Below are 24,015 nucleotides of genomic sequence, written 5' to 3' on the forward strand. Positions count from 1 at the left end.
AACGATTCGTCCGGGTCGATCCTCGAAAACGACTGGGCGAGTGTCCAGTTGTAGCGGAAACCCGAAGTGCCGGCCGATCGAACCGACCGGCCGGTTATCGCGTCGCGTCCCCGTCCCACACTCGGGTGGAACGCAAGTCGGCCATCGGAGGGGACGGTCGGCGATATCCTGGGGTACAACGTCGAGAGGTGGGCAGTGTGGCATGCGTCGACCGTGTTTCGAATGGGACGAATCGATGTAGTCGATGACTGATGTCGATCCGTTCGCCACCCAGCGCGACGTGTCCGGTTCGGTCACGGCGGAGTTGGCGGCGGCTGGATTCGAGGACGCTCAGGAGATCGGCCGCGGCGGATTCGGGGTCGTGTACCGCTGCACCCAGACTGCGCTCGACCGCACTGTGGCGGTGAAGGTCCTCACCGCCGACCTCGACGAGGAGAACCGAGCCCGATTCCTGCGGGAGCAGCGTGCTGCGGGCCGGCTGACCGGTCACCCCAACATCGTCAATGTTCTCCACGCCGGCGTCACCGAGAACGGCAGGCCCTACATCGTGATGCCGTACCAGGCGCAGGGCTCGCTCGACGAACGGATCCGCCGCCACGGGCCGCTCCCGCTGGACGAAGCGCTGCGTCTCGGGGTGAAGATGGCAGGCGCCCTGGAGACCGCCCACCGGCTCGGGATCCTCCATCGCGACGTCAAACCCGGGAACATCCTGATCACCGATTACGGCGAGCCCGCACTCACCGACTTCGGCATCGCCCACATCGCGGGCGGGTTCGAGACCAGCGCGGGCATCGTGACGGGGTCGCCGGCGTTCACCGCCCCCGAGGTCGTGGCCGGCGAGGCCCCGAGTCCTGCCGCCGACGTCTACGGGCTCGGCGCCACCTTGTTTGCGGCAATCACCGGTCACGCGGCGTTCGAACGCCGCAGCGGTGAACAGCTGGTGGCGCAGTTCCTGAGGATCGCGTCCGAGCCGGTCCCGAACCCGCGCGAGCACGGCGTATCCGAGGAGATCAGCGCGGTCGTCGAACGTGCCATGTCGTCCGAACCCGGGGCCCGCCCGTCCGCCGTGGAACTGGGCAGGCAACTCCGCGACGCGCAACTGCGTCACGGCTTCCCGGTCGACGAGATGGCGATGTATGCGGGAACAGTTGCAGTGCAAGGCAGCACGTCAGAACCGGGCGCCGGTCCCGGAGGAGAAGGTGCGTGGAGCCGGCCTGCCGGAGCGCCGGCGGACTCGGGCCGGACAGGTGGACTCCCGCTGGAGCTGACCAGCTTCGTCGACCGCCGCACGGAACTGGCGGAGGCGACGAACTTGCTGTCGACGTCGCGGCTGGTGACGTTGACCGGGATCGGAGGGGTGGGGAAGACCCGGCTCGCCATTCGTGCTGCCACCAAGGCACAACGGAATTTCGCGGACGGCGTGACGCTGGTGGAACTGGGTGAGCTACTGGATGATTCGCTGTTGGCGGGGGTGGTGGTTGCTGCCCTGGGGTTGCGGGGTCAGTCGACGCGACACCCCCACGAGATGCTCGTCGAGTTCCTCGCCCCGCGAGACCTGCTGCTCGTGCTGGACAACTGCGAGCAGGTGGTGGCCGCGGCCGCGAAGCTCGCCGAGATCCTGCTTCGCGCATGCCCGCAATTGCGGATTCTCGCGACGAGTCGCGAACCGCTCGGGATCGGCGGGGAGGCGGCGCTGCTGATCCCTCCGCTGCCCGTCCCGGATCCCGACCATCTCCCGAAAGGGCTGCCCCGCAACGATGCAGTCACCCTGTTCGTCGAACGCGGTGTCGCCGCCGTCCCCGGGTTCGAACTCACCGAGGACAACAAGGTCACCATCGCCCGTATCTGTCAGCGGCTGGACGGCTTGCCGCTGCCGATCGAGTTGGCTGCGGCCCGGCTCCGTGCGATGACACCCGACCAGATCCTGCAGCGCCTGACCGATCGGTACCTGCTGCTGACCCGCGGCAGCCGGGACGCGCCCTCGCGGCAGCAGACACTGCGGATGTGCATCGACTGGAGCTACGACCTGTGTACTCCTGTGGAACAACGGATGTGGGCGCAGCTGTCCGTGTTCGCGGGCACATTCGAACTCGAGGCGGCCGAACAGGTCTGCGACGGTGACGACGTCGACGATCTTCTCGACACGGTGACCTTCCTCGTCGACAAGTCGATCCTGACGCGAGAGGAGTCGGGCGCCGCGGTGCGGTTCCGGATGCTCGAGACCGTGCGAGCCTACGGGCGCGAAAAGGCGCAGGAGAGTGGCGTGTACACCGAACTGCGCCGTCGGCACCGGGACTGGTGTGACCGCCTCGCGGTCGAAGCGGAATCCGAATGGATCAGCTCCCGGCAACTTCCGTTGATCGCCAAATTGTCACGGGAACTGCCGAATATCCGCGAAGCGCTGGACTTCTGCGTGTCCGACAGCCCGGGCATCGGAGTTCGGATCGCGGCCGCGTTATACCCGTACTGGCTGGCCCGGGGGCTGTTCGTCGAGGGGCGACGGTGGCTCGATCGCCTCCTTGCGCGGCAGGTCTCCGAGCCCACGATCGATCGGGCCAAGGCGCTCTACGGCGCCGCCGTGCTGGCCGGAGTGCAGGGCGACATTTCGGTGTCGGACACCCTGGCGGAGGAAGCGCGGGCGCTCGCCGCCCGGACGCCCGACCCGGAGGTGCGCGCGCACCTCGACCACGCAATCGGATACGCAGCCTTGTTCGCGGGCCGCCTCCCCGAGGGGCGCGCGCATCTCGAGAAGGCCGTCCTTGTGTTCACGGCACGCAACGACGTCTTCGAGGTGGCCGCGGTCGTGGGTCTCGGCATGATGTACGACCTGTTGAACGACACGGAACGTGCCGTCGAATGCCACGAGCGCATCCTCGCGATCACCGAAGCTCAGGGCGAATCGGTGTACCGGTCGTATTCGATGTGGGCGCTGGCCGTCGCCGTGTGGCAGAAGGGGGAGAGAGCCCGAGCGGTGCGACTCCTCGGGCGAGCGCTCCAGGTGGATCGCCGGGTGAACGACCGGCTCAATTCCAGTGTGTGCCTGCAGGCCCTCGCGTGGATCGCCGCCGAGGAGCAGAACATGGAGCGGGCCGTCGTGTTGATGGGGGCGGCCGAGGCGCTCACCCGGTCGGTGGGCAGTTCGGCGGTGCTGGTGCCTGGACTGAGCGTGTACCAGGACGAGTGCGAACGCGCGACCCGGCAGGCGATGACCGAACCCGCGTTCGCCGCCGCCCGACGAAAGGGCGAGTCGCTCGGTTTCGACGCAGCCGTCGCCTACGCACTGGGCGAGCAGGTCTCGGCCTCGTCTACCTCCGCCGGCCAGTCCCCCAAACCGACGAAGCGGGAGCGTGAAGTTGCCGCCCTGATCGTCGAGGGACTGACCAACAAGGAGATCGCCGCCCGGCTCGTCATCTCGCCCCGCACCGCGCAGGGGCACGTGGAGCACCTCCTGACGAAACTGGGGTTCAACTCACGCGCGCAGATCGCGGCGTGGGTCGTGGAATCGCAGGGTGAGGGCTCCTGAGCTGGGCTTGTTGGGGTGTTCGGAGGCGAAATGCTATGCGGTCAAGGTGATGTCCACGGTGTGGATGCCGCTGGTCGTGGGCTTCACCGATGCCGTGCCGTTGCCGACCGGCGAGAGGGCCCGCACGGTCCAGTCGCCCGGTGCGACGAAGAAACGGAAGTCTCCGCTGCCGGAGGCGACGATCTCGGCGGTGAACGTGCCTGTGCCGTCGAGGAGTCGAACGAAGGCGCCACCGACAGGTTCTCCGTCGCCCGTGACGACCTTGCCGGTGATGGCCGTTTCCCTGCCGAGGTCGACGCCGGCGGGGATGGTGTGGGTTTGCGTTGATGCTGCGCTCATGTGCTTGTTCCCCGCGGTCCGCTACTTGCCCAGCTCGATCGGCACGCCGACGAGCGAGCCGTATTCGGTCCAGCTGCCGTCGTAGTTCTTGACATTCTTGTGGCCGAGCAGTTCCTTGAGGACGAACCAGGTGTGGCTGGAGCGCTCGCCGATCCGGCAGTAGGCGATGGTGTCCCGGGAGCCGTCGAGACCGGCTGCGCCGTAGATCGCGGTGAGTTCCTCGTCGGACTTGAACGTGCCGTCCTCGTTCGCCGCCTTGCTCCACGGAACGTTGAGTGCACCCGGGATGTGGCCGGGACGCTGGCTCTGCTCCTGCGGCAGGTGCGCCGGCGCGAGGATCTTGCCCGTGAACTCGTCGGGCGATCGGACGTCGACGAGGTTCAGCACACCGATCGCGTCGACGGCCTCGTCGCGGAACGCGCGGATCGACAGGTCGGGCTCGGCCGCCCGGTAGGTGGTGGACGGGCGGGTGACGGTGTCCTCGGAGAGGGGGCGTTGCTCGAGTTCCCACTTCTTGCGCCCGCCGTCGAGCAGCTTGACGTTGTCGTGGCCGTAGAGCTTGAAGTACCAGTAGGCGTACGCCGCGAACCAGTTGTTGTTGCCTCCGTAGAGGACGACCTCGTCGTCGTTGGCGACGCCGCGTGTCGACAGCAGATCGGAGAACTGCTCACGGTCGAGGAAGTCACGGCGGACCTGATCTTGCAGATCCTTCTTCCAGTCGAGCTTGATGGCGCCCTCGATGTGGCCGCCGTCGTAGGCGGACGTGTCTTCGTCGACTTCGACGAACACGATGGTGGGCGCGTTCAGATTCTGCTGAGCCCAGTCGGTGGAGACCAGGACGTCGGAGCGAGCCATGTTCTTTCCTTCACTGAGAACTTGCCGGGGTTTTCCATTGGGGGTCGGGTGGTCGGCGGAGGCGGACGATCGGAATCGGGCGACCAACGGATAGATCTGGCAGCCGAGGCAGATTCCGAAGGCCGCGTTGAGGAACGCCGCGAACAGTGCGAAGCCGGTGAAGACGGCACCGACGACGGGCGCGCTCAACGCGAATCCGACCAGACCTGCCGCCGCGAAGATGAAGCCGACCAGTTGGGCGAAGCGCAGCGGCGCGGTTGGTTCACGCTCGCTCGGCGGGCTGATGTGTGGGGCGACCAGCTTTCCGAAGATCTGGCCGTACGGGCTGCGCCGCGGCCCGACGACGGCGGCGACGGCGAACACGACGGTCTGAACCGCCAGGATCACACCGGCGACGACGGTCGAGAAGGACGCCGAGAGCAGGACGGCGGCGAGAACCGCCGTAGTGATCCAGGCGGCGAACCGGGGACCGCGGACGTCGACCTGGTCGACGGCCGCGGTCGGGGTGGTGGTGGGTGTTGTTGCTGGTGTGGTGGGCATTGACTGTGCTCCACAGAATGTGTCGGATGGCCGAGGGAATGCGATGGAACGCGATCGAGTCGATCACCGAAAAGGCAGGGAAGTCAGCACGTGACCGCAGGGCGAATCGAAAATGACACAGAAGCGCGGTCAGCGACGCCAAAGGCAACAGCAACCGCCGACGCGACACAGGTCGACTGTGCGGCGACGGGTGAGCAGCAGCTCGCGGCAGGTCTGCACCCGCCAAATTCTACGCGCCGCACCCTGCGCTGAAGACGGACAATTCGAGTCTCCGCGCAGGGGCGTGGTCCCGCGTCTCATGGGATCAGGATGAATTTCCCCGCGGGGTGGGGTTGCGCGAGTTCGCTGTGGGCCTGCGCGGCATCGATCAGGGGAAACGTCTTGGCGATGGTGACCGTCAGATGTCCGGCGCCGGCTTGCTCGACCAGTTCGGCGCGCGCCTTCAGCCGGGCTTCGGCGCTTGCCGGGTTGCCGCCGCCGACCGACGCAAAGCCGTCCTCTTGCGCCCGACCGAAAGCGGCGATGGTCACGATCCGGGTCTTGTCCTTGACCAATGCCAGCGACACGTCGACGGCCTCGTCGGTTCCGACGGTGTCGAGGGCCGCGTCGATGCCCTGGGGTGCGACCTCCCGCACCCGCTCCTCGAGTCCGTCTCCGTAGACGACGGGAGTTGCTCCGAGGTTCCGGACGTAGTCCTGATTCGCCGCTCCCGCGGTGCCGACGACCGTCGCGCCGCGGGCGACGGCGAGTTGCACGGCGAGGGCACCCACGCCGCCGGAGGCGCCGTGGATCAGGACGGTGTCGCCGGAACCGACCCCGATGGTGTCCAGGGCGTCGACCGCGGTGCCGCCCACCAGCAGCAGACCGGCGGCCTGTTCCCAGCCGAGGCCGGCAGGTTTGGGAGTGATTGCGGAGACGGGAACGACCACCTTCTCGGCGTAGAGACCGGTGCCTGGGCTGACAATCACCTCGTCGCCCACCGCGATCTCCGTGACTCCGGCCCCGACGGCCGCGACCACGCCGGCGGCCTCACCGCCGACCCTGACCGGCAGCTTCTCGGGATCGTCACCGAAGGCGCCGCTGTAGAGCTTGTAGTCGATGGGATTGACGCCGATCGCCTTGACTTCGACGAGCACCTCCCCCGATGCGGGCGGCGGAACCTCCACATCGACCACGGTCAGGGCCTCGGATGTTCCGTATGATTGCGCGACAACAGATTTGGTCATGTGTGACGCAACCTCCCTCGAAGAGCTGCTATTCCTGTTGTGCGAGATTTACTCTCACGGATCCGAACACTTGCTCGGTGGAGTACCGATGTCACGCTCTCCCACAGGATCAGGAGGGCCCGGCGTGTGTGCAGTGCGCCGAGCAACAGGTAGAAGGCGGCACCGAAGTGGGTCCCCTCCCGTATGCAGGCGATGAGGCCGAAAGCGCAAAGAACGAAGGGTGCCCACGGCATCGTTGCTCGAAACCACCGATACACGATCGCCGGAACCATCGTTTGTCGGCGGGGGCCGCGCCCACGCGCGAGGGTCGGCGCTTGCCTGGGCGGCGAAGAGTTTCGGGCGAGCATGATGGGAGGTCCGTCCTCGAGGGTCCACAATCGCGAATGTTGCAATGGCCGGCCGAGGCGCGGCTGGTGCGCAGGTTATCGGTCGCATCGACGTGCGCCCAAGGGTTGCGATCCGACTGCGTCGAACCTCGCAGGCGTCGTCGTTCAGGAGCCGTGGAAGTGGTCCCGGCACTGGCAAAACCCGATGAGCCAGATGTACGGATCCATCATCATGATTTCGGCGCACCGGGCAGGTAGCGGCGGGAGGCGCAGAAATCGCTCCACCCAGCGCGATCCTCGGGCAGAGGTAGCGGGGTGACCACAACGAGGGCATCGGCCGGGCCGCTCCGCAACCAGCTCGCCGACATCTGACCAGTGCACGGATGCCAGACTGCTGAGCCGCCGGCGGATCGACAACACTTTGGCGCACACAGAATCGTGGGTGGGGACCTATTCCGATGTGGGTGACAGTCGTTCGATGTGTTCGAGCAATTCGATGAGTTCTCCGATGGTGAGTTCAACGGTGCCGAACAGGGGATCACCATTCTTGGCGGCGCGGGCGACGGCCTGCCCGATGCGGTCGGTGAGCTGTTCGATCAGTGGGTCGGCCATGACTGAGAATTCTCCTGGAAAGCGGGAACGTTGTCTTCCGGATCTGAAGGTTCTCGTTCGCGCCTGACCTGCTGACGGCCATCACGGCCGGTGACCGCGACACGATCGAATCGATCCTCGGTCCCGATTTCACACACATCACCAGCGAGGGCAAACTCCTCGGACGCGACGAGGAGGTCGCGAGCATCGTCCCGGTGGCGCTCACGATGAACGCCACCGAGCAGACCGTCGACATCGTCGGCGACACCGCCGTGATCCACGGTGCCAACACCCTTACCGAGTCCGGCAATGTGCTGGCCCGTGAAACGCTTCACCGATGTGTTCGTCAAGCAGAACGGAACCTGGATGGCACTGTCTGCGCAGGAGACCGCGATCTGACCGTCACGAGTTCGGCGATCAGGGCTTCGACCCGGGTCTTGATCTCGTCGCGGATCGGGCGCACCGCGTCGACGCCCTTGCCTGCCGGATCGTCGAGCGCCCAGTCCCGGTAGCTTTGACGGTCTCGGCCGGGGCGGTCCCGGCGGAGCGGACCTCGATCCGGTCACCGGCGAGGTGAGACAGGAATCCGGTGGCGATCGACGAAATACGTTGTGCTACTTCCCCGGCTCGCGCGCGTCACTCACGTCGGACAGATAAGCGCTCACGTGGTCGGCAAGGCTGGGTGGGTCTCCGACAGATCGCCTTCGCGGTAACTCGACATATCGTCGGTGCCCCGCATCGTGTTCGGCCGCGACCTGCTCTTGCCAGTACACGCCCGATCGACTCTGCGAAAACCCCGAAATATTCATGCTGAAACGACCCCTTCGACCCATGAGGAGCGCACTCCCTCACATGGTCACACCCATTTGTGGCTCGTGGTGCCATGCGGCGACGAGCCCTGACCTCCATTTCCGTTTTAGCCGATCAGCTCGCAGGTGTCACGGACCGACCAGTCCCTATGAAACAGCGCTTCAGCTGCGGTGATCCCGAATCCGGAAACCCGTCCGCGTCGGCACGCACTCCCCGCTCGAATGCGTCGCCGCGCGTACGAATTCGTGTCGCTCGAGAATGCTGATTTACAGCGCATTTGTTCCACCCTGGAAGCGGCGTGTGTCTGGTATCGAATCGACCGTTGAGGTCCGTCCGGCGACGACTTAATCTGGAAGGTGCGGGCCGTATCCCGTCGGGTTGAGATTTTGACAGTCCGGGATACGACTCGCCGGAGGGGCTTGTCGCGGAACTGCCGGCTTGGACTGCGGTCCCGGTCGGAGCGCTGTCGGGAGGAAGCGCCGCTGCCACATTTTCGCCGGTGACTTGGCTTTGCCTGCGCGCTGTCGCATCAACGTCGCCTACCGGGCACCGGTCGACGACTTCCTCGAGCGAGCCCATGAGCAATGGCGGCGCAACCAATCTCCACCAGGTGCGTTCGCGTCGGCACGTCCACAAACCGGCTTCAGGTACGGTTTGTTCACCGCGGTAAACAGCGTGCGTGCTGCGTCGGACGACAGGTGTGTGGCGTCAGGGAGCACCCAGTGCGACTGGAGAAGGTGAGATGGCTATGACTTCCGGCACGGGCCCGCTGCCCGACTCCATCGCTGGGCAGCGGCGGATGCCCGCGCTGTCGCCGCGGGAGCTGGAAATCCTTCGTCTGTGGCTGCGGAGTGAATCGAAAACGGCTGCCGCATCCGACCTGGGAATCAGCCTGGGCACGATCAACACCCACCTCGCCCGGATCCGAGCGAAGTACGCCGCCGTCGGACGCCCTGTCACCGACAAGTCCGGACTGTTGGTCCGGGCACTTCAGGACGGTCTGGTGTCTCTCGCCGAACTCTGACGGGCGGGTTGACACGTTCCCCGTGGGACCGTCCGGTACTGCGGTCGGCCGTGTCTCGTCTACGAGAGCCGGGACCAGGACAGATCGTCGAGCCGGGCCGCGCGGGCATTCTCGTGGGCGACGATCGCCTCCTGCCAGTCCCGATCGGTCACGCCGAGCCCGTCGCGGACGGCTGGAGGTGGAACCCCGAGATCCGTGGCGATGTGCGCCCACGACCTGCCCGCCTGGAGGGCCTCGATCACCGCGCGGGCGAGGCGATCGTCGGTCTGGTCGCCATCAAAGAACGCATCAGCGCTGTCAGCGGCCACGGGAAGGTTGTCCGGTCTGGTGCGCTCGATGAGCGCGGAGTCGCATTTGCATCCATGCGACTCTATCGGTTGCAGTGAAATGATGATATAGCGCTCCGGTGACTTCGATGGTGGCGCGAAGACGTCCCTGACCGTGCAGGTGCGGCACGGTCACCATCGGACGAGTTCACCACCCGACTCGATAGCAGTGATGTGCTCGCCTACGGAACCCGGGGCCCTGCCGCTTATCCTCCTCGGGCGGCCTCAGGCCGGGTCCTTACTACTCGGAGCGTCCGGACGGGAAATGCACTGACCCGTCGTTGCCGATGCAACCCCCCTGCACCGGGCCGCTGCCGAAGAAGACGCCATTGAGTTGCCCGCTGCCTCCAGGAGAGTTCGATCCGACACCGGCACCCCCGACGCCGATCGCCCCGCACTGGTAGCTGTTCATGTCGTTCGGGGTGTCGTTGTGGACGTGGAGTTGCGTACCGGGTGTGTTCGGGTCTCCATGAAATGCCGGTGCCGACGCCGCGATGCCGGAGCCGAGTGCAAAAGCGGTGGCGATCGCGGCCGATGTAACCGCCGTGCGCAATGCGAACGTGTTCATCTGATGTCACCTTTGATTCGATTGTCGCCCGGCTTTCACCGGCCGATGATTCTCGGGTTACAAGCAATCTTCGGGCTATCTATCCCGATGGAACAATTATGGTCCGAGCCGTCGGCGAAAATCACCCCTTCGCGTGGTTACCGGCAATTCGAATGCGCAGTCCACACCGGCCGTCGCGGCCCTGCTCGCAGCCCCGAGCGTGCCGCAGTGTCGAAACCGTGTGACCCCGTGGAGTTCACGTCTGTGTACCGGAGGGCGCTAGCGTTGGGCTGCCCGACATCCGCACGTTCGAAGGAGAAACTGCCTCGCATGGCCGGTGACGAGATTTCGGACGGCGAGAACGCGCACCTGGACGCGACGCCGCAGTTGCGCCGGCGGCTGGGGGTGTTCGACTCGGTGATGATCGGCCTCGGGTCCATGATCGGGGCGGGATCTTCGCCGCGCTGGGGCCTGCCGCGTCCGCCGCGGGCGGTGCATTGCTCGTCGGGTTGGCCGTGGCCGCGGTGATCGCCTACTGCAATGCCAACTCCTCCGCCCGGCTCGCCGCGTTGTATCCGCAATCCGGTGGCACCTACGTCTACGGGCGTGAACGCCTGGGACCGTTCTTCGGGTATCTGGCGGGCTGGGGCTTCGTGGTCGGCAAGACCGCCTCGTGTGCCGCGATGGCCCTAACGGTCGGCGCCTACGCCTGGCCCGGCCGCGAGCATCTCGTCGCTGTGGTCGCCGTCGTCGCCATCACCGCCGTGAACTACTTCGGTGTGCAGAAGTCGGCCCTGGTCACCCGGATCATCGTGTTCACGGTCCTCGCCGTCCTCGCCGTGGTCGTCATCGTGTGCCTGAACGGACCCGATACCGGGTTCGGTGGCCTGGAGATCGCCTCCGGCCACGGCGTGACCGGGGTCCTGCAGGCCGCCGGTCTGCTGTTCTTCGCGTTCGCCGGGTACGCCAGGATCGCCACGCTCGGCGAGGAGGTGAAGGATCCGGCCCGGACAATCTCCCGGGCGATTCCCCTCGCCCTGGCCATCACCCTCGTCGTGTACCTGTGCGTCGCGGTCGCAGTCCTGAACGCGCTCGGTGCCGACACTCTCGCGGCCGCGACGGATCCGCTCGCGCAGGCGGTGGCCGCTGCGGGATTCGAGGGTCTCGAGCCGGTCGTCCGGGTGGCCGCGGTGATCGCCGCGCTCGGCTCGTTGCTCGCCCTGATCATCGGGGTCTCGCGGACGACATTCGCGATGGCGCGCGACGGCCACCTGCCACGTCTGCTCGACGCCGTCCACCCCCGGTTCGCGGTGCCCTACCGGGCCGAGTTGGCGGTGGGGGTGGTGGTGGCGCTCCTCGCCGCGACGGCGGACCTGCGCGGCGTCATCGGGTTCTCCTCGTTCGCGGTGCTGTTCTATTACCTGATCGCCAACGCGTCCGCCTGGACCCTGTCCGCGAAACCGTGGCCGCGCCTGGTGGCGGCCGTCGGCGCCGTCGGTTGCATCGTCCTCGCCGCGTTCCTTCCCCTGGCCTCGGTGATTCCGGGTGTGATCGTCCTCGGGCTCGGGGCCGTGATCTACGCGATCCGCTCGTCCCGTCGTCCCTGATCCGCGAGGAGGGGTACCGCCTGTCCACCCGGGCGAGCTTCGACGCGCGATCGGCACGGGGTGCAGCTAATCTGTCATCGGTGCGATTGTCTCGTGCCTCGTCGCCGGAGCCGATGTGTTGCGAAAACCTGTCCGCAGCTGGATCTTTCACATGCTTCATCGGGCTGTGCCCGCATTCCCAGTGCCCTGACCGTGTTCGGTGTTCGAGAGGGGAATGACTCCACATGTCGGAACTCCACTGGATCACGCGAGGTCGGTGCCGAGACGGTGATCCGGATCAGCTGTTCGTGAGCGGCGCCGCGCAGCGCAAGGCCGCCGCGCTGTGCCGGCACTGCCCGGTGCTGATGGAATGCGGCGCGTATGCGCTCGACAATCGCGTCGAATTCGGCATCTGGGGTGGGATGACCGAACGTCAGCGCCGGGCACTGCTCGAGGCGCACCCCCGAGTCCGCTGGTCCGATCTCTTCGAGGCGCAGCGCCGGCAGTGAACGGGCACAACGCCGTCGCTAGAACGAAGCATCCTTCTTCCCGATACTGATGAGGTATTCGTCGGCTTCGGGTTCTTCGGTGAAGGAGATGACTTCGCCGACCTCGCGCTGCAGGACTGTGAGTACTTCCGCAGGGGTCGCGTAGAAGAACTCGCGCCGCGGATTGACCTTGTTCACGCGGCGATCGGCGAAGGCTTGATGCAACTTGGCCTCGACAGTGACGGCGTCGTCCGCAAAGAACAGTGCATGTACGTCGAACCGGAAGGGCACGGATGCGTCACCGAGTTCGCGGACCCGGTCCATTGGTTCGAGGCGGCGGGTCATGCCGATCTTGACCGTGTTGATGCCGAAGGCTCCCATGTTGGAGATGACATAGACGAATCCTGCCCGGATGTTCGCGGCCCGATAGTCGACATTGTCGAGGGCATGCTGGACATCGCCGAGCTTGTCGCGAAGGCGTTGCGCTCCCGCGGTATCGCCGCTCGCTTCGAGTGAGGCGAGGGCGTTGCGGTAGTGCGCGAGTTCCTTCTCCAACTTGGAGCGTTCCGCCTGGAGCTCTTGCTCAGCCTTGCGTTGCTCTCGCAACTCCTCCCGGCGTTCGCGCTCGGCCTCCTTTTCTTCCTGAACTTTCATGTGGAAGTCTGCCGCCAACTCCAATTCGGTAAGCCGAAGTCGATGGTAGTGATCGGTGACCCGCAAGTTGATCATCTGCCCCTGCTTCGAGATCTGGTCAGCGGCCTTGAACAGTCTCTGGCTCGCAACGGGCAGATTCCCCGCCTTCACGGTCTTGACGCAGTTCTCGGCCTCGGCGTTATACGCACGGAGCATGATTCGGGACATGTCGGATACAAACTTGCGTCCGTGAGTAGCGGAGTTATTGAACGTGAAGTTAGTGGTCGCGGTAATCGCCGTCTTGTCTTTGACGGCTTGTTTAATCGCAGACTGCACGCGGAGAAGCTCGTCCTTGAGCTGTACAGATGTTTCTGCGGGGTGGTGGTAGCGATACAACCCGACCGATTGCAATTCTTGCTGCAAATGAGCCTCGACGAGCGAACCCCGCGCGGCTGTGATCTGTTGATCCAGGTCAACCTTCTCGTGCTGAAGTCGGGCGACGTCTGCCGTCAGGCGGGTCGATTCGGCGTCGAGCGCGGCAACCCCGGCTAGTCCCATACGGTCGACCAGATGCTGCAGTCTGTCGACCTCGATCTGAAGTTCCTGGGCGCGCTTCTTGGCGCTGAAAACCGACAGCCGTCGTTGCGTCTGCGCGACGTCGCCGGCACCGGAGGTGGGCGTGTGCGGCACGGGATTCTCCGGACCTGCGAACGGCTGTGTCGCGGAGGTCCACCCGTTGCCGTCCCACCATCGATAGTGAGGTTGACCCTGCGGATCGGGGTGCCAGCCAGGAGGAATCGGCGCAGTCATTGTCAATAGATATCAAAGTGGATCTACTGGTGGGGAATGATCGAACCATGACCGGAGAACCCGTGACGTACGTGATCGACGGTGCACGCATTCGCACGCTCGACGACGTCTTCACGTTGGCGGGAGAAGCAGTGCGCGGCGAAGGCGGCTATTTCGGGCGCAACCTGGATGCCTTCGCCGATTGCCTCACGGGCGGATACGGCACGCCCGAGGACGGTCGTTTCTACTTCGTGTGGGAGAACAGCAGTAGATCCCGCGAGGCGCTCGGTTACACGGAGACTGCGCGGCAACTGGGGCGGCGGCTCGAGCGGTGCCACCCGACGAACCGGGACAGGGTGCGCGCCGATCTCGAACGCGCTCTGCGGAAGGACGGTCCCACGGCGTTCGACTGGGGCGTCGACATCTTCGAGTTCCGGGACGTGCGACTCGACCTCCGGTAGGCGGTGGCGCTCACGCGGTGAGGTAGAGAACCACCCGGAAGTACCGGGAATCCCGGCGGAAGGTCGGTGTGGCGACACCGTACCGCTCGAAGAATTCGTGCTGCTCGATGAACCGGAGGTCGCCGGTGGTGCCGGGTACCGAACATTGCAGATTCGGCATGCGCCACGTGCCCGTGTCGGGCACGCACCACATCGGCACGGTGCCGGGCAAGAAGTTCCAGCCGTCGTCGGTGCTCAGTGCGAGGTTCGCGACGACCTCGATCGACGCGACCACTCCGCGCACGGACGCTACGTGCGCGGTCGATGACCCCGGGTACCTGTCGACGTAGAAGGCTCCTCTGCCGTAACCGTTCGGTCCCTCTTCGGCTAGTGATCGGATCTCGGCGGGAAGGTGCTGTTCGTCGAGCCACGAGAGTGTGGTGGTCACGGTGTCACCGGGGTGCCAGAGACGGTGCGCGGGGACGGGCTCGTCGTCGACGAAGACCGTGAGTGTCTGCTGCGAGCCGGGTTCGGGTGTGCGTCGTTGTTGGTCGGCGAGCATTGTCGTACCCCGCGCAGTAGGCGGGCCGATGGACGAAGCGATCGGGCGCGGGGTTACCTTGCCGCAGACGATACGCCGCTGCCACAGTGATTGCGGCAGCGGCGTTGTGTCCGGGGGGTCAGTACGGCAGCGAGGAGCAGCTGGGGCGGCCACCTCGGTCAGGCGGCGCGCTTCTTCCGTTTCGGGATCAGGTGCATGATCAGGACGACGATCGCGCCGACGACGAGCCCGACGAGTGCGGATACCACGGTCCCGGCAGTCCAGGACAGAACACCGCCGAGGCCGCCGTGGACGAGATCGCCGAACCAGTGTTCGAGATCGTGGAGGCGATCGGCCGGCCAGTGGAATCCGGCCTCGCCGATGTTGACGAGCAGGATGTGGCCGCCGACCCAGAGCATCGCGGCGATCCCGACCACGGTGAGCACTGCCATGACCTTCGGCATCGCCGCGACGAGTCCTCGACCGATCCGCTGACTGAACGCGGACTCGCGTTGGGCGAGCGCCAGGCCTACGTCGTCCATCTTCACGATCAGGGCGACCACTCCGTACACCAGGACGGTGATGAGGATCGCGACGACGACGAGCACCAGCAGCCGGGTGAGGAACGGTTCGTCCTCGACCGAGGACAGTGAGATCACCATGATCTCGGCGGACAGGATCAGGTCGGTGCGGATCGCGCCGCTGACCATGGTCTTCTCGAATTCGGGTCCGCTCTGCCCTTCGGTTGCGCCCGCGGCCTCGTGGTGATTGCCGGTGAGTGCTTCGTAGACCTTCTCGGCTCCCTCGAAGCACAGGAACAGACCACCGGCGATCAGCAGGTACGGCAGTGCCTGGGGCAGGAACTCGCTCAGGATCATTGCCACCGGCAGGATGATCAGGAGTTTGTTGCGGATCGACCCGATTGCGATTTTGCGGATGATGGGCAGTTCGCGATTGGGGGAGAACCCGTGTACGTAGCGGGGGGTGACGGCGGTGTCGTCGACGACCACTCCCGCTGCCTTGACGCTGGCCTTGCCGGCCGCGGCTCCGATGTCGTCGATGGATGCCGCGGCCGCTTTCGCGAGTGCCGCGACGTCGTCCAACAGGGCGACGAGTCCACCAGCCACGAAAAACCTCCCACAGTTCGGATGTGTGCCGATCCAATGACCCGCGGTCGCGGGTCGACACGAACGGTACCGAATCGGTGGCCCTGCACAACCGGTAGTGCCGTGGGGTTACCTTGCCGCAGACGATACGCCGCCGCCGCAGTGACTGCGGCAGCGGCGTTGTGTCACCTCGATCGGGGTCAGTACGGCAGCGAGGAGCAGCTGGGGTGGTTTACGACGGCTTGACCCTCACACATTGCGCCCTGCGCGTCGTCGTCGAAACGGTCGCGCCGATCCCGGTCGCGGTTGTCGCGGTCCGACTGCGAGGTGACGGCGACGTCACCGCCCGTCGAGGCGGGCATGGCGTGCGCGATTCCGGCCGCGCCGGTGACGGAGAATGCGACTGCGGCGAACATCAGGCCGGCGCGAATGGCGGTGTGGCGAAACATGCGGAGTCCTTGCTGGTGTGGGGTCGAGTGTTCCTTGACCACACCAACATTGCCCCCGGAACGAGCCGGTCGACAGCCACCCAAGGGTGCTCATTACCCACCCCCTGTTCGGAAGCTCACCGGCTGGTCGACGTCAGCGCATGACGAACGGGGTGCCGGACGGGGCACCGGTGTTGACCCACACGGTTCCCGACTGGATCGCCTCGGTCATGCGGAATGCCCGGGCCGAGCCACCGAGCACCGCGCGGGCGCCGTCCTGCTCGGCCAGGTCGATGTATTCGAGTACCTTCGCGAACTGCTGCCGGGTGGTGATCGGGCTGTTTTGTGATGGGATCATGACGATCCGGCATGCGCCCTCGGGCCGTGGCATTTTGCTCGGTCCTCGGCCGGGAAACGGCCGCGACCGGGGCGAATGCGCGCGCGGCACCGTTCTGCGGCACGCGCCGCGGTGTCGTCTAAAGCGAATGTAAGGAAAGCCGCTCATCCCTTCCCTCGCGCTGTGGTGACGGCCACATTGGTTCCAGTGGCTACGCACGATCACAGCATTCGAGGAAGGGACATCATGCGACACACGACTTCGAACCCAGCGTCGTCGACCGGCGAGAGGCGGGTTGTAGCGAATGTGGTTCGCGGCTGCATCGGCAACCTCGTGGAGTGGTACGACTGGTTCGTCTATGCAGCGTTCAGTGTGTTCTTCGCGGCATCGTTCTTCCCGAAGAGCAGCACGACCGCCCAGCTGCTTTCCACGGCACTGGTTTTCGCCGTCGGATTCCTGATGCGCCCGATCGGTGGCTATATCCTGGGCCGGTACGCGGACCGCTACGGGCGCAAGAACGCGCTGACGCTGTCGGTGCTCATGATGGCAGCAGGCTCGCTGATCATCGCCGCGACACCGAGTTTCGAGGCGATCGGGATGCTCGCCCCGGCGCTGCTGGTGACGGCGCGACTGATCCAGGGACTGTCCGTGGGAGGCGAATTCGCCTCAAGCGCCACGTATCTGTCCGAGGTCGCGACTCCCGGCCGCCGCGGCTTCTACTCGAGCTTCCAGTACGTGTCGATCATCCTGGGTCAGCTCGCCGCACTCGGCGTCCAGATCATTCTGCTGCAGCTTCTCACCCTCGATCAGATGCACTCCTGGGGCTGGCGTGTTCCGTTCGTGATCGGCGCCATCGCCGCCGTGACTGTGATGCTGTTCCGGCGCGGCATGGACGAGTCGGACCAGTACAAGGACGAGGCGGCCCGGATCGCGGCCGAGAAGGCGTCCGGCACGACGCCGTCGGCCAAGCGTGGCACCCTGCGTCTGCTGCTGCAGTACCCGAAGCAGCTCGCGATGGTCTTCGGCCTCGCGATCGGCGGCACGGTCGCGTTCTACACGTACACCACGTACCTGCAGAAGTACATGATCAACACCTCGGGCATCGCCCCGGAAACGGTGGCGTGGATCAACTTTGCCGCACTGTTCGTGTACATGCTGCTGCAGCCCGTGGCCGGCCTCGTCTCCGACCGCATCGGCCGCCGCAAGGTCATGCTGTTCTTCGGTATCGGCTCGACCGTGCTGACCGTGCCGATCCTCACTGTTCTCGGCAACACCACCAACGCGTTCGTCGCGTTCGGCCTGATGATGACCGGACTGGTCATCGTGACCGCCTACAGCGCGCTGAGCGCGATCGTCAAGGCGGAACTGTTCCCGACGAAGGTGCGCGCACTCGGTGTCGGCCTGCCGCACGCGATCACCGCAGCCCTGTTCAGCGGTACCGCCGAGCCGCTCGCGCTCGCTCTCAAGCAGGCCGGACACGAGTCGGCGTTCTTCTACTACGTCGTCGGCTGCTCCGCGCTGACCCTCGTCGCGGCACTGTTCATGCCCAAGGGCAAGGGCGGCACCACCCTCGATCCCGCGACGGGCAGCCCCGCCCGCGACGGCCGCGAGGACGACCGCGACGGCCGCGAACTCGAGCGTGTCTGATCCCTCCGCCTCCGGCATTGTTCCCCCGGCCCACCGTGGCCGGGGGACAATGCCGGTTATGCGCATCGCGGTGGTCGAGGACGACGACGGCGTCGGCAACGCACTCGTCGCGGGGCTGACCCGGCAGGCGCACCAGCCTGTGCGGATGAAGTTCGGGTCGGAACTGCTGCTGCACCACGGCGAGGTGGACTTCGTGCTGCTCGATCTCGGGTTACCGGACCGCGACGGCCTCGAGGTGCTGCGCCAGCTGCGCCAGGTCAGCGGCGTCCCCGTCATCATTCTCACCGCACGCGACGACGAGCGGTCGGTGGTGCGCGGGCTGCGCGGCGGCGCCGACGACTACCTGGTCAAGCCGGCCCGGATGTCGGAACTCTTCGCGCGCATCGAGGTGGTGCGTCGGCGAAGCCTGGCCGTCGAAGGCGGCGCACCGCGGGAAGTGGCCACCGGGGATGTGCGCGTCGACCTCGATTCCCGCACCGTCACCGTGGCGGGCACCGACGTGGACCTGACGTCGAAGGAGTTCTCCCTCCTGGAGATTCTGCTCGAGAACCCGGGTGCCGCGGTCAGTCGTCAGCAATTGATGGATCGGGTTTGGGGTGACGCGTTCGTCGCGGTCTCACGCTCGCTCGACGTCCACATCGGTACCCTGCGGGCCAAGCTGGACCGGCCCGGGCTGATCAGCACCATCCGTGGTTTCGGCTACCGCTGGGTGTGCTGACCGGAGGTCGAAACGATATGCGCCGACGGCTACTGCTCATCCTCGCGATCCTCGGATCCTGCGCGGTCGCGAGTTTCGCGATCCCCCTCGCGATCGCGACTGCCGACTCGCGGACGCAGGAGTTCACTCTCGGCCGCGAGGGCGACATCCAACGGTTCGCCGTCCTCGCCGAGGAATACGTCCGGACCGGCGACCCCGCCAGGATCGCCGGCGAGGTGGACGCGTACGACGACGTGTACGGCGAGGGCGTTCTGGTGGTCTCCACGCGCGGTGTGCCCACCCTCGGTGTGGGCCTCGACGGCAGCGAACCCGGAATCGAGGCCGCGATTCGCAGCGGACTGCGCAACGAGCGGGTCTCCACCGTCGACCGGCTGTTCCCGTGGAGCGACGACGAGGCCCTGTTCGTCAAACCCGTGGGGTCGGGCGCTCAGGTGAACGGCACCATCGTGCTGCGCGCCTCGACGGCCGAGGCGCGCTCTGACATCCTCCGGCAGTGGGCCGTGATCGCGGCAGGCGCGGTGCTGGCGTTGGTCGCGTTCGGTGTGCTCGCGATCGCCTTGAGCCGGTGGGTACTCGGACCGCTCGCGAACCTGTCCACCGGAATCGTGCAACTCATCCGCCGCATGCCCGACGCGGGGACGGCCCCGGCGTCCGAGCCTCCGCCGTCCGTCCTGCCCGCCACGGCCGCGGGCGGACCTCCCGAGGTGCGCAGGCTCGCGCATTCGTTCGACGTGATGTCCTCGGCGGTGCTGCGGGCGGCGGACGCGCAGCAGCGTCTCATCGCGGATACCGCGCACCAGCTGCGGAACCCGCTTGCGGCGTTGCAGTTTCGCCTCGACCTCCTCGACGACGGGATACCGGACGACGCGCGCGAGGACTATCACAGCGTCACCGAGGAGGCCAAACGTCTGCAGACGATCCTCGACAGCCTGCTCTCCCTCGCCTCGGCCGAAACGCCGCGCTTCGGAGCCGAGACCGTCTGCGACGCCCTTTCGGTGGTCGCCGACCGGGTCGACTTCTGGTCGGTGACGGCCCGGGAACGTGGTGCGCGACTGACGACCGTCGCGGCACCCGGCGTCGACCGTGTACCGGTCGCGATCGCCGAGAACGATCTGTCCCAGGTGCTCGACGTGCTGATCGACAACGCCTCCCGGTACGCGGGCCCCCACCCCACCATCGAGATCGGCGTCGGGGTGGAGCGCCCACAGGACCACCCGCAGGTGTGCGTGTGGGTGGCCGACGACGGCCCGGGCGTCCCGGCGGAACTGCGCGGCAAACTCACCGACCGCTTCTTCCGGGCCAGCGATCAGGCCGGGACGGGACTCGGCCTGTCCATCGTCGAGGTGGTCGCCGCCGCGTACGGCGGCCGACTCGCCATCGACGAGGCCCCGGCCGGTGGTCTGCGCGTACGCTTGTGGCTCGAACCGCACGTGGAGACGCCCGACGATGATTAACCGGCGACAGTTCCTCGGCGGTGTGGCCGCAGCGGTCGCACTGTCCGGGTGTGCCCGGACCCAGCCGTCGGGGACGTACGAGATCGCGTCCGGTGAACGCGACGGTTTCCAGTCCGAATTCGCCGAGTTGCTTGCGGACGCGCCGTCCGCCTCGGGTGGCGATCTCCGGTTCACGGTGCGGTACACCACCGGTTCGCTGGAGAATCTGTCGCTGCTGGCGTCGGGGGAGGTCCTGATCGGGCTCACGTTGGCCGATTCCGCTGTGCTGTCGGACACCCCGATGCTGGCCATCGGCCGGGTGTACGAGAACTATCTCCAGTGCGCGGTGCCCGCTCGCTCACCGGTCCGGTCGATGAAAGATCTTCGCGGGCAGACGATCAGCCTCGGTTCCCCGGGTTCGGGGACCGCGCAGACCGGGCGGCGGGTGCTCGAGGCGAGCGGGCTGACCGTCGACGACGTGATAGTGCGCCCGGTCTCGCTCACCACCGTCCTCGACTCCCTCGCCGACGGCACCGTCGCGGCCGCGCTGTGGGCCGGGGGTGTGCCGACTCCGGCGGCGGTGCCGCGGCCCGGGCACGGTCCGGACGGGGGGATCCGGCTACTCGACCTGTCCGCCGAGTACGTGGAGATGCGCAGGGTCTACGGGCCGATGTACGAACCGGTTTCGGTGCCGGCCCGGACGTACGGCGACACCGCCGAGACCGCGACGGTGGGCGTCCCCAGCCTGCTCGTCGCGTCCCCCCAACTGCCGGACGCCGTGGGCGGTGCGCTCGTCGACCTTCTCGTCGATCGGGCGCAGGACCTCATCCCTCCCGACACCGTCGGAGCCCAGTTCCTCGACGTCCGGTCGCTGATCCAGACGGCGGGCGTCCCGCGTCATCCGGGGGCGGTCGCGGCATACCGGCGCCACCACGGCTGACGGCCGTCATGTACGGCCATAACGGCCGGGCGTCGCGGGTCGGCACCGCCGCCAACCTCAACTGCATGTAAAACTCCGGGCCCACGCGGTTGACTACTGCCCGCATCGGCTGCAAAATGGCCGTACATTTCCAGGAAGGCTGACTCCATGGCATCGCAGACCGCCCTACCGCTCGCAGGGATCACCGTCGTGAGCATCGAACAAGCCGTCGCCGCGCCCTTCGCGACCCGGCAACTGGCCGACCTCGGTGCCCGGGTGATCAAGGTGGAACGTCCCGATGCCGGCGACTTCGCACGACGGTACGACGAGACCGTGCACGGCGAATCGAGCTACTTCGTCTGGCTCAACCGCTCCAAGGAGTCCCTGACGCTGGACCTGAAATCCGACGAGGGCCGCGGCATCCTCGAAAAGCTGTTGTCCACAGCGGATGTCTTCGTGCAGAATTTGGCCCCCGGCGCCGCGGCCCGGATGAACCTCGACGCGCAGTCGCTCCAGCAGCGGTACCCCACGCTGATTCCGTGCGACGTGTCCGGCTACGGCAACACCGGCCCCTGGTCGGGCCGCAAGGCCTACGACATGCTCGTCCAGGGCGAATCCGGCCTGATGTCGCTGACCGGCCCCGACGAGTGCCCGTCCAAGGCCGGAGTGTCGATCGCCGACATCGCGGCCGGCATGTACGCGTACAGCGGGATCCTGTCCGCGCTGTACATGCGCGCCACCACCGGCACGGCCCGCGCCGTCGAGGTCGCCTTGTTCGAGGCGCTCGGCGAATGGATGGGCTCACCCGCCTACTACACCGAATACGGGGGCCGGCAGCCGAGCCGCGTCGGAGCGGAACACGCGACGATCGCCCCGTACGGTCCGTTCCCCACCGCAGACGGCACGGTCCTGCTGTCGATCCAGAACGACCGCGAATGGTCCGCGTTCTGCGCGGAGGTGCTCGGCGACGCGTCGATCGCCACCGACCCGCGCTTCTGCCGCAACTCCTCGCGGGTGGAGCACCGCGATGAGTGCAACGCGATGATCTCCGAGCGGACGCGTCTGCTCAGCACCGACGACGCCCTCGCGCTGCTCGACAAGGTGTCGATCGCCAACGGGCGGCTGGGCACCGTGTCGGACTTCCTGTCGCACCCGTCCCTGGCCGGCCGCGATCGGTGGCGGGAGGTGCAGACGCCGGGCGGCCCGGCGCGGGCGCTGTTGCCGCCGGCGAACCTCAGCGGTGTGGAACCGCGATTCGATCCGGTCCCGGCCCTGGGAGCGCACACCGATGCCATCCTGGGAGAACTCGGCTACACCGATGCTGCGATCTCCGAACTCCGCACGGCAGAGACGGTCTGAGGTCCGCAGTGCCCCATGCTGTGGCGTCCGACGGAACGCCGATCGCGTACCAGGAGTCCGGCGCCGGACCCGCGCTGCTGCTGCTCGCCGGTCAGGCCAACAACCATCACTGGTGGGACCGCGTTCGCACGGACTTCGACAGGAATTTTCACACCGTCACGATCGACTACCGCGGAACCGGATCCAGCGGAAAACCCGAGACCAAGTACAGCACAGAACTATTCGCCGAGGACGCGATGTGCGTGCTGGACGCGCTCGGCATCGAGACGGCGCACGTCTACGGCACCTCGATGGGAGGCCGGGTGGCGCAGTGGGTCGCGGCGCGTCATCCCCGGCGTGTCCGCGCCCTGATTCTCGGCTGCACCTCCCCGGGCGGAACCCACGCGGTGGAGCGAAGCCGCGAAGTACGCGCGAACTTGGCACACCCCGATCCCGAACGGTCGCGCGGCGCCCTGCTGGAGTTGATGTACACCCGGGAGTGGCTCGGTCGAAATCCCGACCCTTACAACACCCTCGGCGATGCCGACATGCCCGCGCACGCCAGGCTCGCACACCTGCGGGCAAGCAACGGGCACGACGCGTGGGATGCGTTGCCGTCGATCAGCGCGCCGACCCTCGTTCTGCACGGGACCGACGACCTGCTCTCCCCGGTCGACAACGCGCCACTACTCGCCGAACGGATCCCGGACGCGCGCGTGCGATTGCTCCCCGGCGCACGGCACGCCTACTTCGAGGAAGAACGCGAAGTCGCGAGCACCGCGGCGATCAGCTTCCTCGCCGGGCACTGACATTCTTCCTTGTTATCGAACTCGCCGTCAGATGTCGCGAGCTGATGGTGCGGGACGGCGAGTAGCCCGGGAAGGTGGGTCGTCCGGTGGACGTCAAGCAGTTGACCGCACTCGTTGCGGTGGCCGACGCCGGGAGCGTGACCCGCGCGGCCGAACTCCTCCATCTCGTTCAGCCGGCGGTGACACGCCAAATCCACACGCTGGAACAGGAACTGGGTGTTCCCCTGTTCGAGCGCAGCCGTGCCGGAATGGAATTGACCGAGCCCGGCCGGCTCATGCTCGAACGCGCGCGGAGAGTGCTGGCCGAACTCGAGCGTGCCCGGGCCGAGATCCGCCCGAATCCCGGAGTGCTGCAGGGGATCGTGATGGTCAGGCTGCTGGCCTCCACGTCCGAACTGCTCGCCGAACAACTGGTCGCGGCGGTATTGCGGGAGCATCCCGCGGTCCGGTTGCGGATTGTGTCGGCCGGTCCCGGCTCGTCGTCGGCACCGGAGCTTCGGTTCTCGGTCCGATTGGTGGGAGAGGACTTTCTCCTCTACCCGCCCCGATGCCTGAATAGGCACACTGGGGATGACCGGGAGGGGTGCCGCCGCCGTGGCCGCTCCGCTCGGTCCACCGACGTGCGACTGAGAGTATTCACATGACCCGCCTGCAAGCTTCGTCCGTGAGCGCACCGCATCACTCGATTCCCACCCG

At 66.6% G+C, this 24,015-nt stretch carries 22 protein-coding genes and 4 pseudogenes; 14 read left to right on the forward strand and 12 right to left on the reverse strand.

The genetic code is table 11. The features are described from left to right. Positions 1–244 precede the first annotated feature (244 nt). A complete protein-coding gene (locus BLV94_RS29810) occupies positions 245–3,523 on the forward strand; it encodes a protein kinase domain-containing protein (RefSeq protein ID WP_072946685.1) in 3,279 nt (1,092 codons plus the stop codon). 33 nt (positions 3,524–3,556) lie between these two features. On the opposite strand, the gene BLV94_RS29815 is transcribed toward BLV94_RS29810, so the two are convergent. The 4 genes and pseudogenes from BLV94_RS29815 to BLV94_RS29830 all read right to left on the reverse strand — a co-directional run bounded on the left by BLV94_RS29815 (position 3,557) and on the right by BLV94_RS29830 (position 6,483). Continuing rightward, positions 3,557–3,862, reverse strand: coding sequence for a DUF1416 domain-containing protein (locus BLV94_RS29815; RefSeq protein WP_072946686.1), 306 nt, complete (start codon positions 3,860–3,862; stop codon positions 3,557–3,559). 21 nt (positions 3,863–3,883) lie between these two features. Further along, on the reverse strand, positions 3,884–4,717 hold the full coding sequence (locus tag BLV94_RS51055; RefSeq protein ID WP_072946777.1) for a sulfurtransferase: 834 nt from the start codon (positions 4,715–4,717) through the stop codon (positions 3,884–3,886). Between the two features lie 87 nt (positions 4,718–4,804). Continuing rightward, a pseudogene (locus BLV94_RS51060) lies at positions 4,805–5,257 on the reverse strand (DUF4395 domain-containing protein); the annotation flags it as partial. A 296-nt stretch (positions 5,258–5,553) separates the two neighbouring features. Further along, the gene (locus BLV94_RS29830; protein WP_072946687.1) at positions 5,554–6,483 is read right to left on the reverse strand and encodes an NADP-dependent oxidoreductase; all 930 of its coding nucleotides are present in this window, start codon (positions 6,481–6,483) and stop codon (positions 5,554–5,556) included. Positions 6,484–7,289: 806 nt separating this feature from the next. On the opposite strand from BLV94_RS29830, the gene BLV94_RS49680 reads away from it, so the two are divergent. Together BLV94_RS49680 and BLV94_RS51065 are read left to right on the forward strand one after the other, a co-directional pair. Beyond that, positions 7,290–7,427, forward strand: a complete 138-nt coding sequence (locus BLV94_RS49680) for a hypothetical protein (protein WP_167372192.1) — start codon at positions 7,290–7,292, stop codon at positions 7,425–7,427. A gap of 107 nt (positions 7,428–7,534) precedes the next feature. Next, positions 7,535–7,645: pseudogene (locus tag BLV94_RS51065) on the forward strand (nuclear transport factor 2 family protein); the annotation flags it as partial. Between the two features lie 101 nt (positions 7,646–7,746). On the opposite strand, the pseudogene BLV94_RS51070 reads toward BLV94_RS51065, so the two are convergent. Continuing rightward, positions 7,747–8,006: pseudogene (locus BLV94_RS51070) on the reverse strand (low molecular weight phosphatase family protein). Positions 8,007–8,958: 952 nt separating this feature from the next. Here BLV94_RS51070 and BLV94_RS29845 point away from each other — a divergent pair. Then, complete coding sequence (locus BLV94_RS29845) at positions 8,959–9,234, forward strand: response regulator transcription factor (protein WP_072946688.1); 276 nt, start codon at positions 8,959–8,961, stop codon at positions 9,232–9,234. Positions 9,235–9,293: 59 nt separating this feature from the next. Here the strand turns inward: BLV94_RS29845 and BLV94_RS29850 are convergent, their stop codons facing one another. Together BLV94_RS29850 and BLV94_RS29855 are read right to left on the reverse strand one after the other, a co-directional pair. Further along, positions 9,294–9,542: a hypothetical protein gene (locus BLV94_RS29850; RefSeq protein WP_072946689.1), complete on the reverse strand. Its 249-nt coding sequence runs from the start codon at positions 9,540–9,542 to the stop codon at positions 9,294–9,296. 259 nt (positions 9,543–9,801) lie between these two features. Beyond that, entirely contained in the window at positions 9,802–10,128 is a 327-nt protein-coding gene (locus BLV94_RS29855) for a hypothetical protein (protein WP_072946690.1), read from the reverse strand. Positions 10,129–10,437: 309 nt separating this feature from the next. Here BLV94_RS29855 and BLV94_RS29860 point away from each other — a divergent pair. Then, positions 10,438–11,714: pseudogene (locus BLV94_RS29860) on the forward strand (APC family permease). A gap of 224 nt (positions 11,715–11,938) precedes the next feature. Next, positions 11,939–12,202 carry a WhiB family transcriptional regulator gene (locus BLV94_RS29865; protein ID WP_072946691.1) on the forward strand — a complete coding sequence of 88 codons (264 nt, stop codon included), beginning with the start codon at positions 11,939–11,941 and terminating at the stop codon, positions 12,200–12,202. An 18-nt stretch (positions 12,203–12,220) separates the two neighbouring features. Here the strand turns inward: BLV94_RS29865 and BLV94_RS29870 are convergent, their stop codons facing one another. Further along, positions 12,221–13,624, reverse strand: a complete 1,404-nt coding sequence (locus BLV94_RS29870) for an SNIPE associated domain-containing protein (RefSeq protein ID WP_072946692.1) — start codon at positions 13,622–13,624, stop codon at positions 12,221–12,223. A 47-nt stretch (positions 13,625–13,671) separates the two neighbouring features. Here BLV94_RS29870 and BLV94_RS29875 point away from each other — a divergent pair, with 47 nt between their 5' ends. Continuing rightward, complete coding sequence (locus tag BLV94_RS29875) at positions 13,672–14,064, forward strand: barstar family protein (protein WP_072946693.1); 393 nt, start codon at positions 13,672–13,674, stop codon at positions 14,062–14,064. A 10-nt stretch (positions 14,065–14,074) separates the two neighbouring features. Here the strand turns inward: BLV94_RS29875 and BLV94_RS29880 are convergent, their stop codons facing one another. The 4 genes from BLV94_RS29880 to BLV94_RS29895 all read right to left on the reverse strand — a co-directional run bounded on the left by BLV94_RS29880 (position 14,075) and on the right by BLV94_RS29895 (position 16,476). Beyond that, on the reverse strand, positions 14,075–14,605 hold the full coding sequence (locus BLV94_RS29880) for a hypothetical protein (RefSeq protein WP_072946694.1): 531 nt from the start codon (positions 14,603–14,605) through the stop codon (positions 14,075–14,077). 158 nt (positions 14,606–14,763) lie between these two features. Then, positions 14,764–15,711 carry a DUF808 domain-containing protein gene (locus BLV94_RS29885; protein WP_072946695.1) on the reverse strand — a complete coding sequence of 316 codons (948 nt, stop codon included), beginning with the start codon at positions 15,709–15,711 and terminating at the stop codon, positions 14,764–14,766. A gap of 179 nt (positions 15,712–15,890) precedes the next feature. Next, entirely contained in the window at positions 15,891–16,139 is a 249-nt protein-coding gene (locus BLV94_RS29890) for a hypothetical protein (protein WP_072946696.1), read from the reverse strand. A gap of 133 nt (positions 16,140–16,272) precedes the next feature. Next, positions 16,273–16,476, reverse strand: a complete 204-nt coding sequence (locus BLV94_RS29895) for a hypothetical protein (protein ID WP_143051434.1) — start codon at positions 16,474–16,476, stop codon at positions 16,273–16,275. Positions 16,477–16,701: 225 nt separating this feature from the next. Between BLV94_RS29895 and BLV94_RS29900 the strand changes: the two genes are divergently transcribed. From BLV94_RS29900 to BLV94_RS29930, 7 genes are all read left to right on the forward strand, one after another. Further along, positions 16,702–18,102, forward strand: a complete 1,401-nt coding sequence (locus tag BLV94_RS29900) for an MFS transporter (protein ID WP_072946698.1) — start codon at positions 16,702–16,704, stop codon at positions 18,100–18,102. 58 nt (positions 18,103–18,160) lie between these two features. Next, positions 18,161–18,820: a response regulator transcription factor gene (locus BLV94_RS29905; RefSeq protein WP_072946699.1), complete on the forward strand. Its 660-nt coding sequence runs from the start codon at positions 18,161–18,163 to the stop codon at positions 18,818–18,820. 17 nt (positions 18,821–18,837) lie between these two features. After that, positions 18,838–20,274, forward strand: coding sequence for a sensor histidine kinase (locus BLV94_RS29910; RefSeq protein ID WP_072946700.1), 1,437 nt, complete (start codon positions 18,838–18,840; stop codon positions 20,272–20,274). Continuing rightward, positions 20,267–21,193, forward strand: a complete 927-nt coding sequence (locus tag BLV94_RS29915; protein ID WP_072946701.1) for a TAXI family TRAP transporter solute-binding subunit — start codon at positions 20,267–20,269, stop codon at positions 21,191–21,193. Before BLV94_RS29910 ends, BLV94_RS29915 begins: the two co-directional genes overlap by 8 nt. A gap of 147 nt (positions 21,194–21,340) precedes the next feature. After that, the gene (locus BLV94_RS29920; protein WP_072946702.1) at positions 21,341–22,531 is read left to right on the forward strand and encodes a CaiB/BaiF CoA transferase family protein; all 1,191 of its coding nucleotides are present in this window, start codon (positions 21,341–21,343) and stop codon (positions 22,529–22,531) included. Positions 22,532–22,539: 8 nt separating this feature from the next. Beyond that, positions 22,540–23,319: an alpha/beta fold hydrolase gene (locus BLV94_RS29925; protein WP_244163687.1), complete on the forward strand. Its 780-nt coding sequence runs from the start codon at positions 22,540–22,542 to the stop codon at positions 23,317–23,319. An 86-nt stretch (positions 23,320–23,405) separates the two neighbouring features. Further along, positions 23,406–23,963: a LysR family transcriptional regulator gene (locus tag BLV94_RS29930; protein ID WP_244163688.1), complete on the forward strand. Its 558-nt coding sequence runs from the start codon at positions 23,406–23,408 to the stop codon at positions 23,961–23,963. The last annotated feature ends 52 nt before the right edge of the window (positions 23,964–24,015 follow it).

This window comes from Rhodococcus koreensis (assembly GCF_900105905.1).
GTDB classification, from domain to species: domain Bacteria; phylum Actinomycetota; class Actinomycetes; order Mycobacteriales; family Mycobacteriaceae; genus Rhodococcus_F; species Rhodococcus_F koreensis.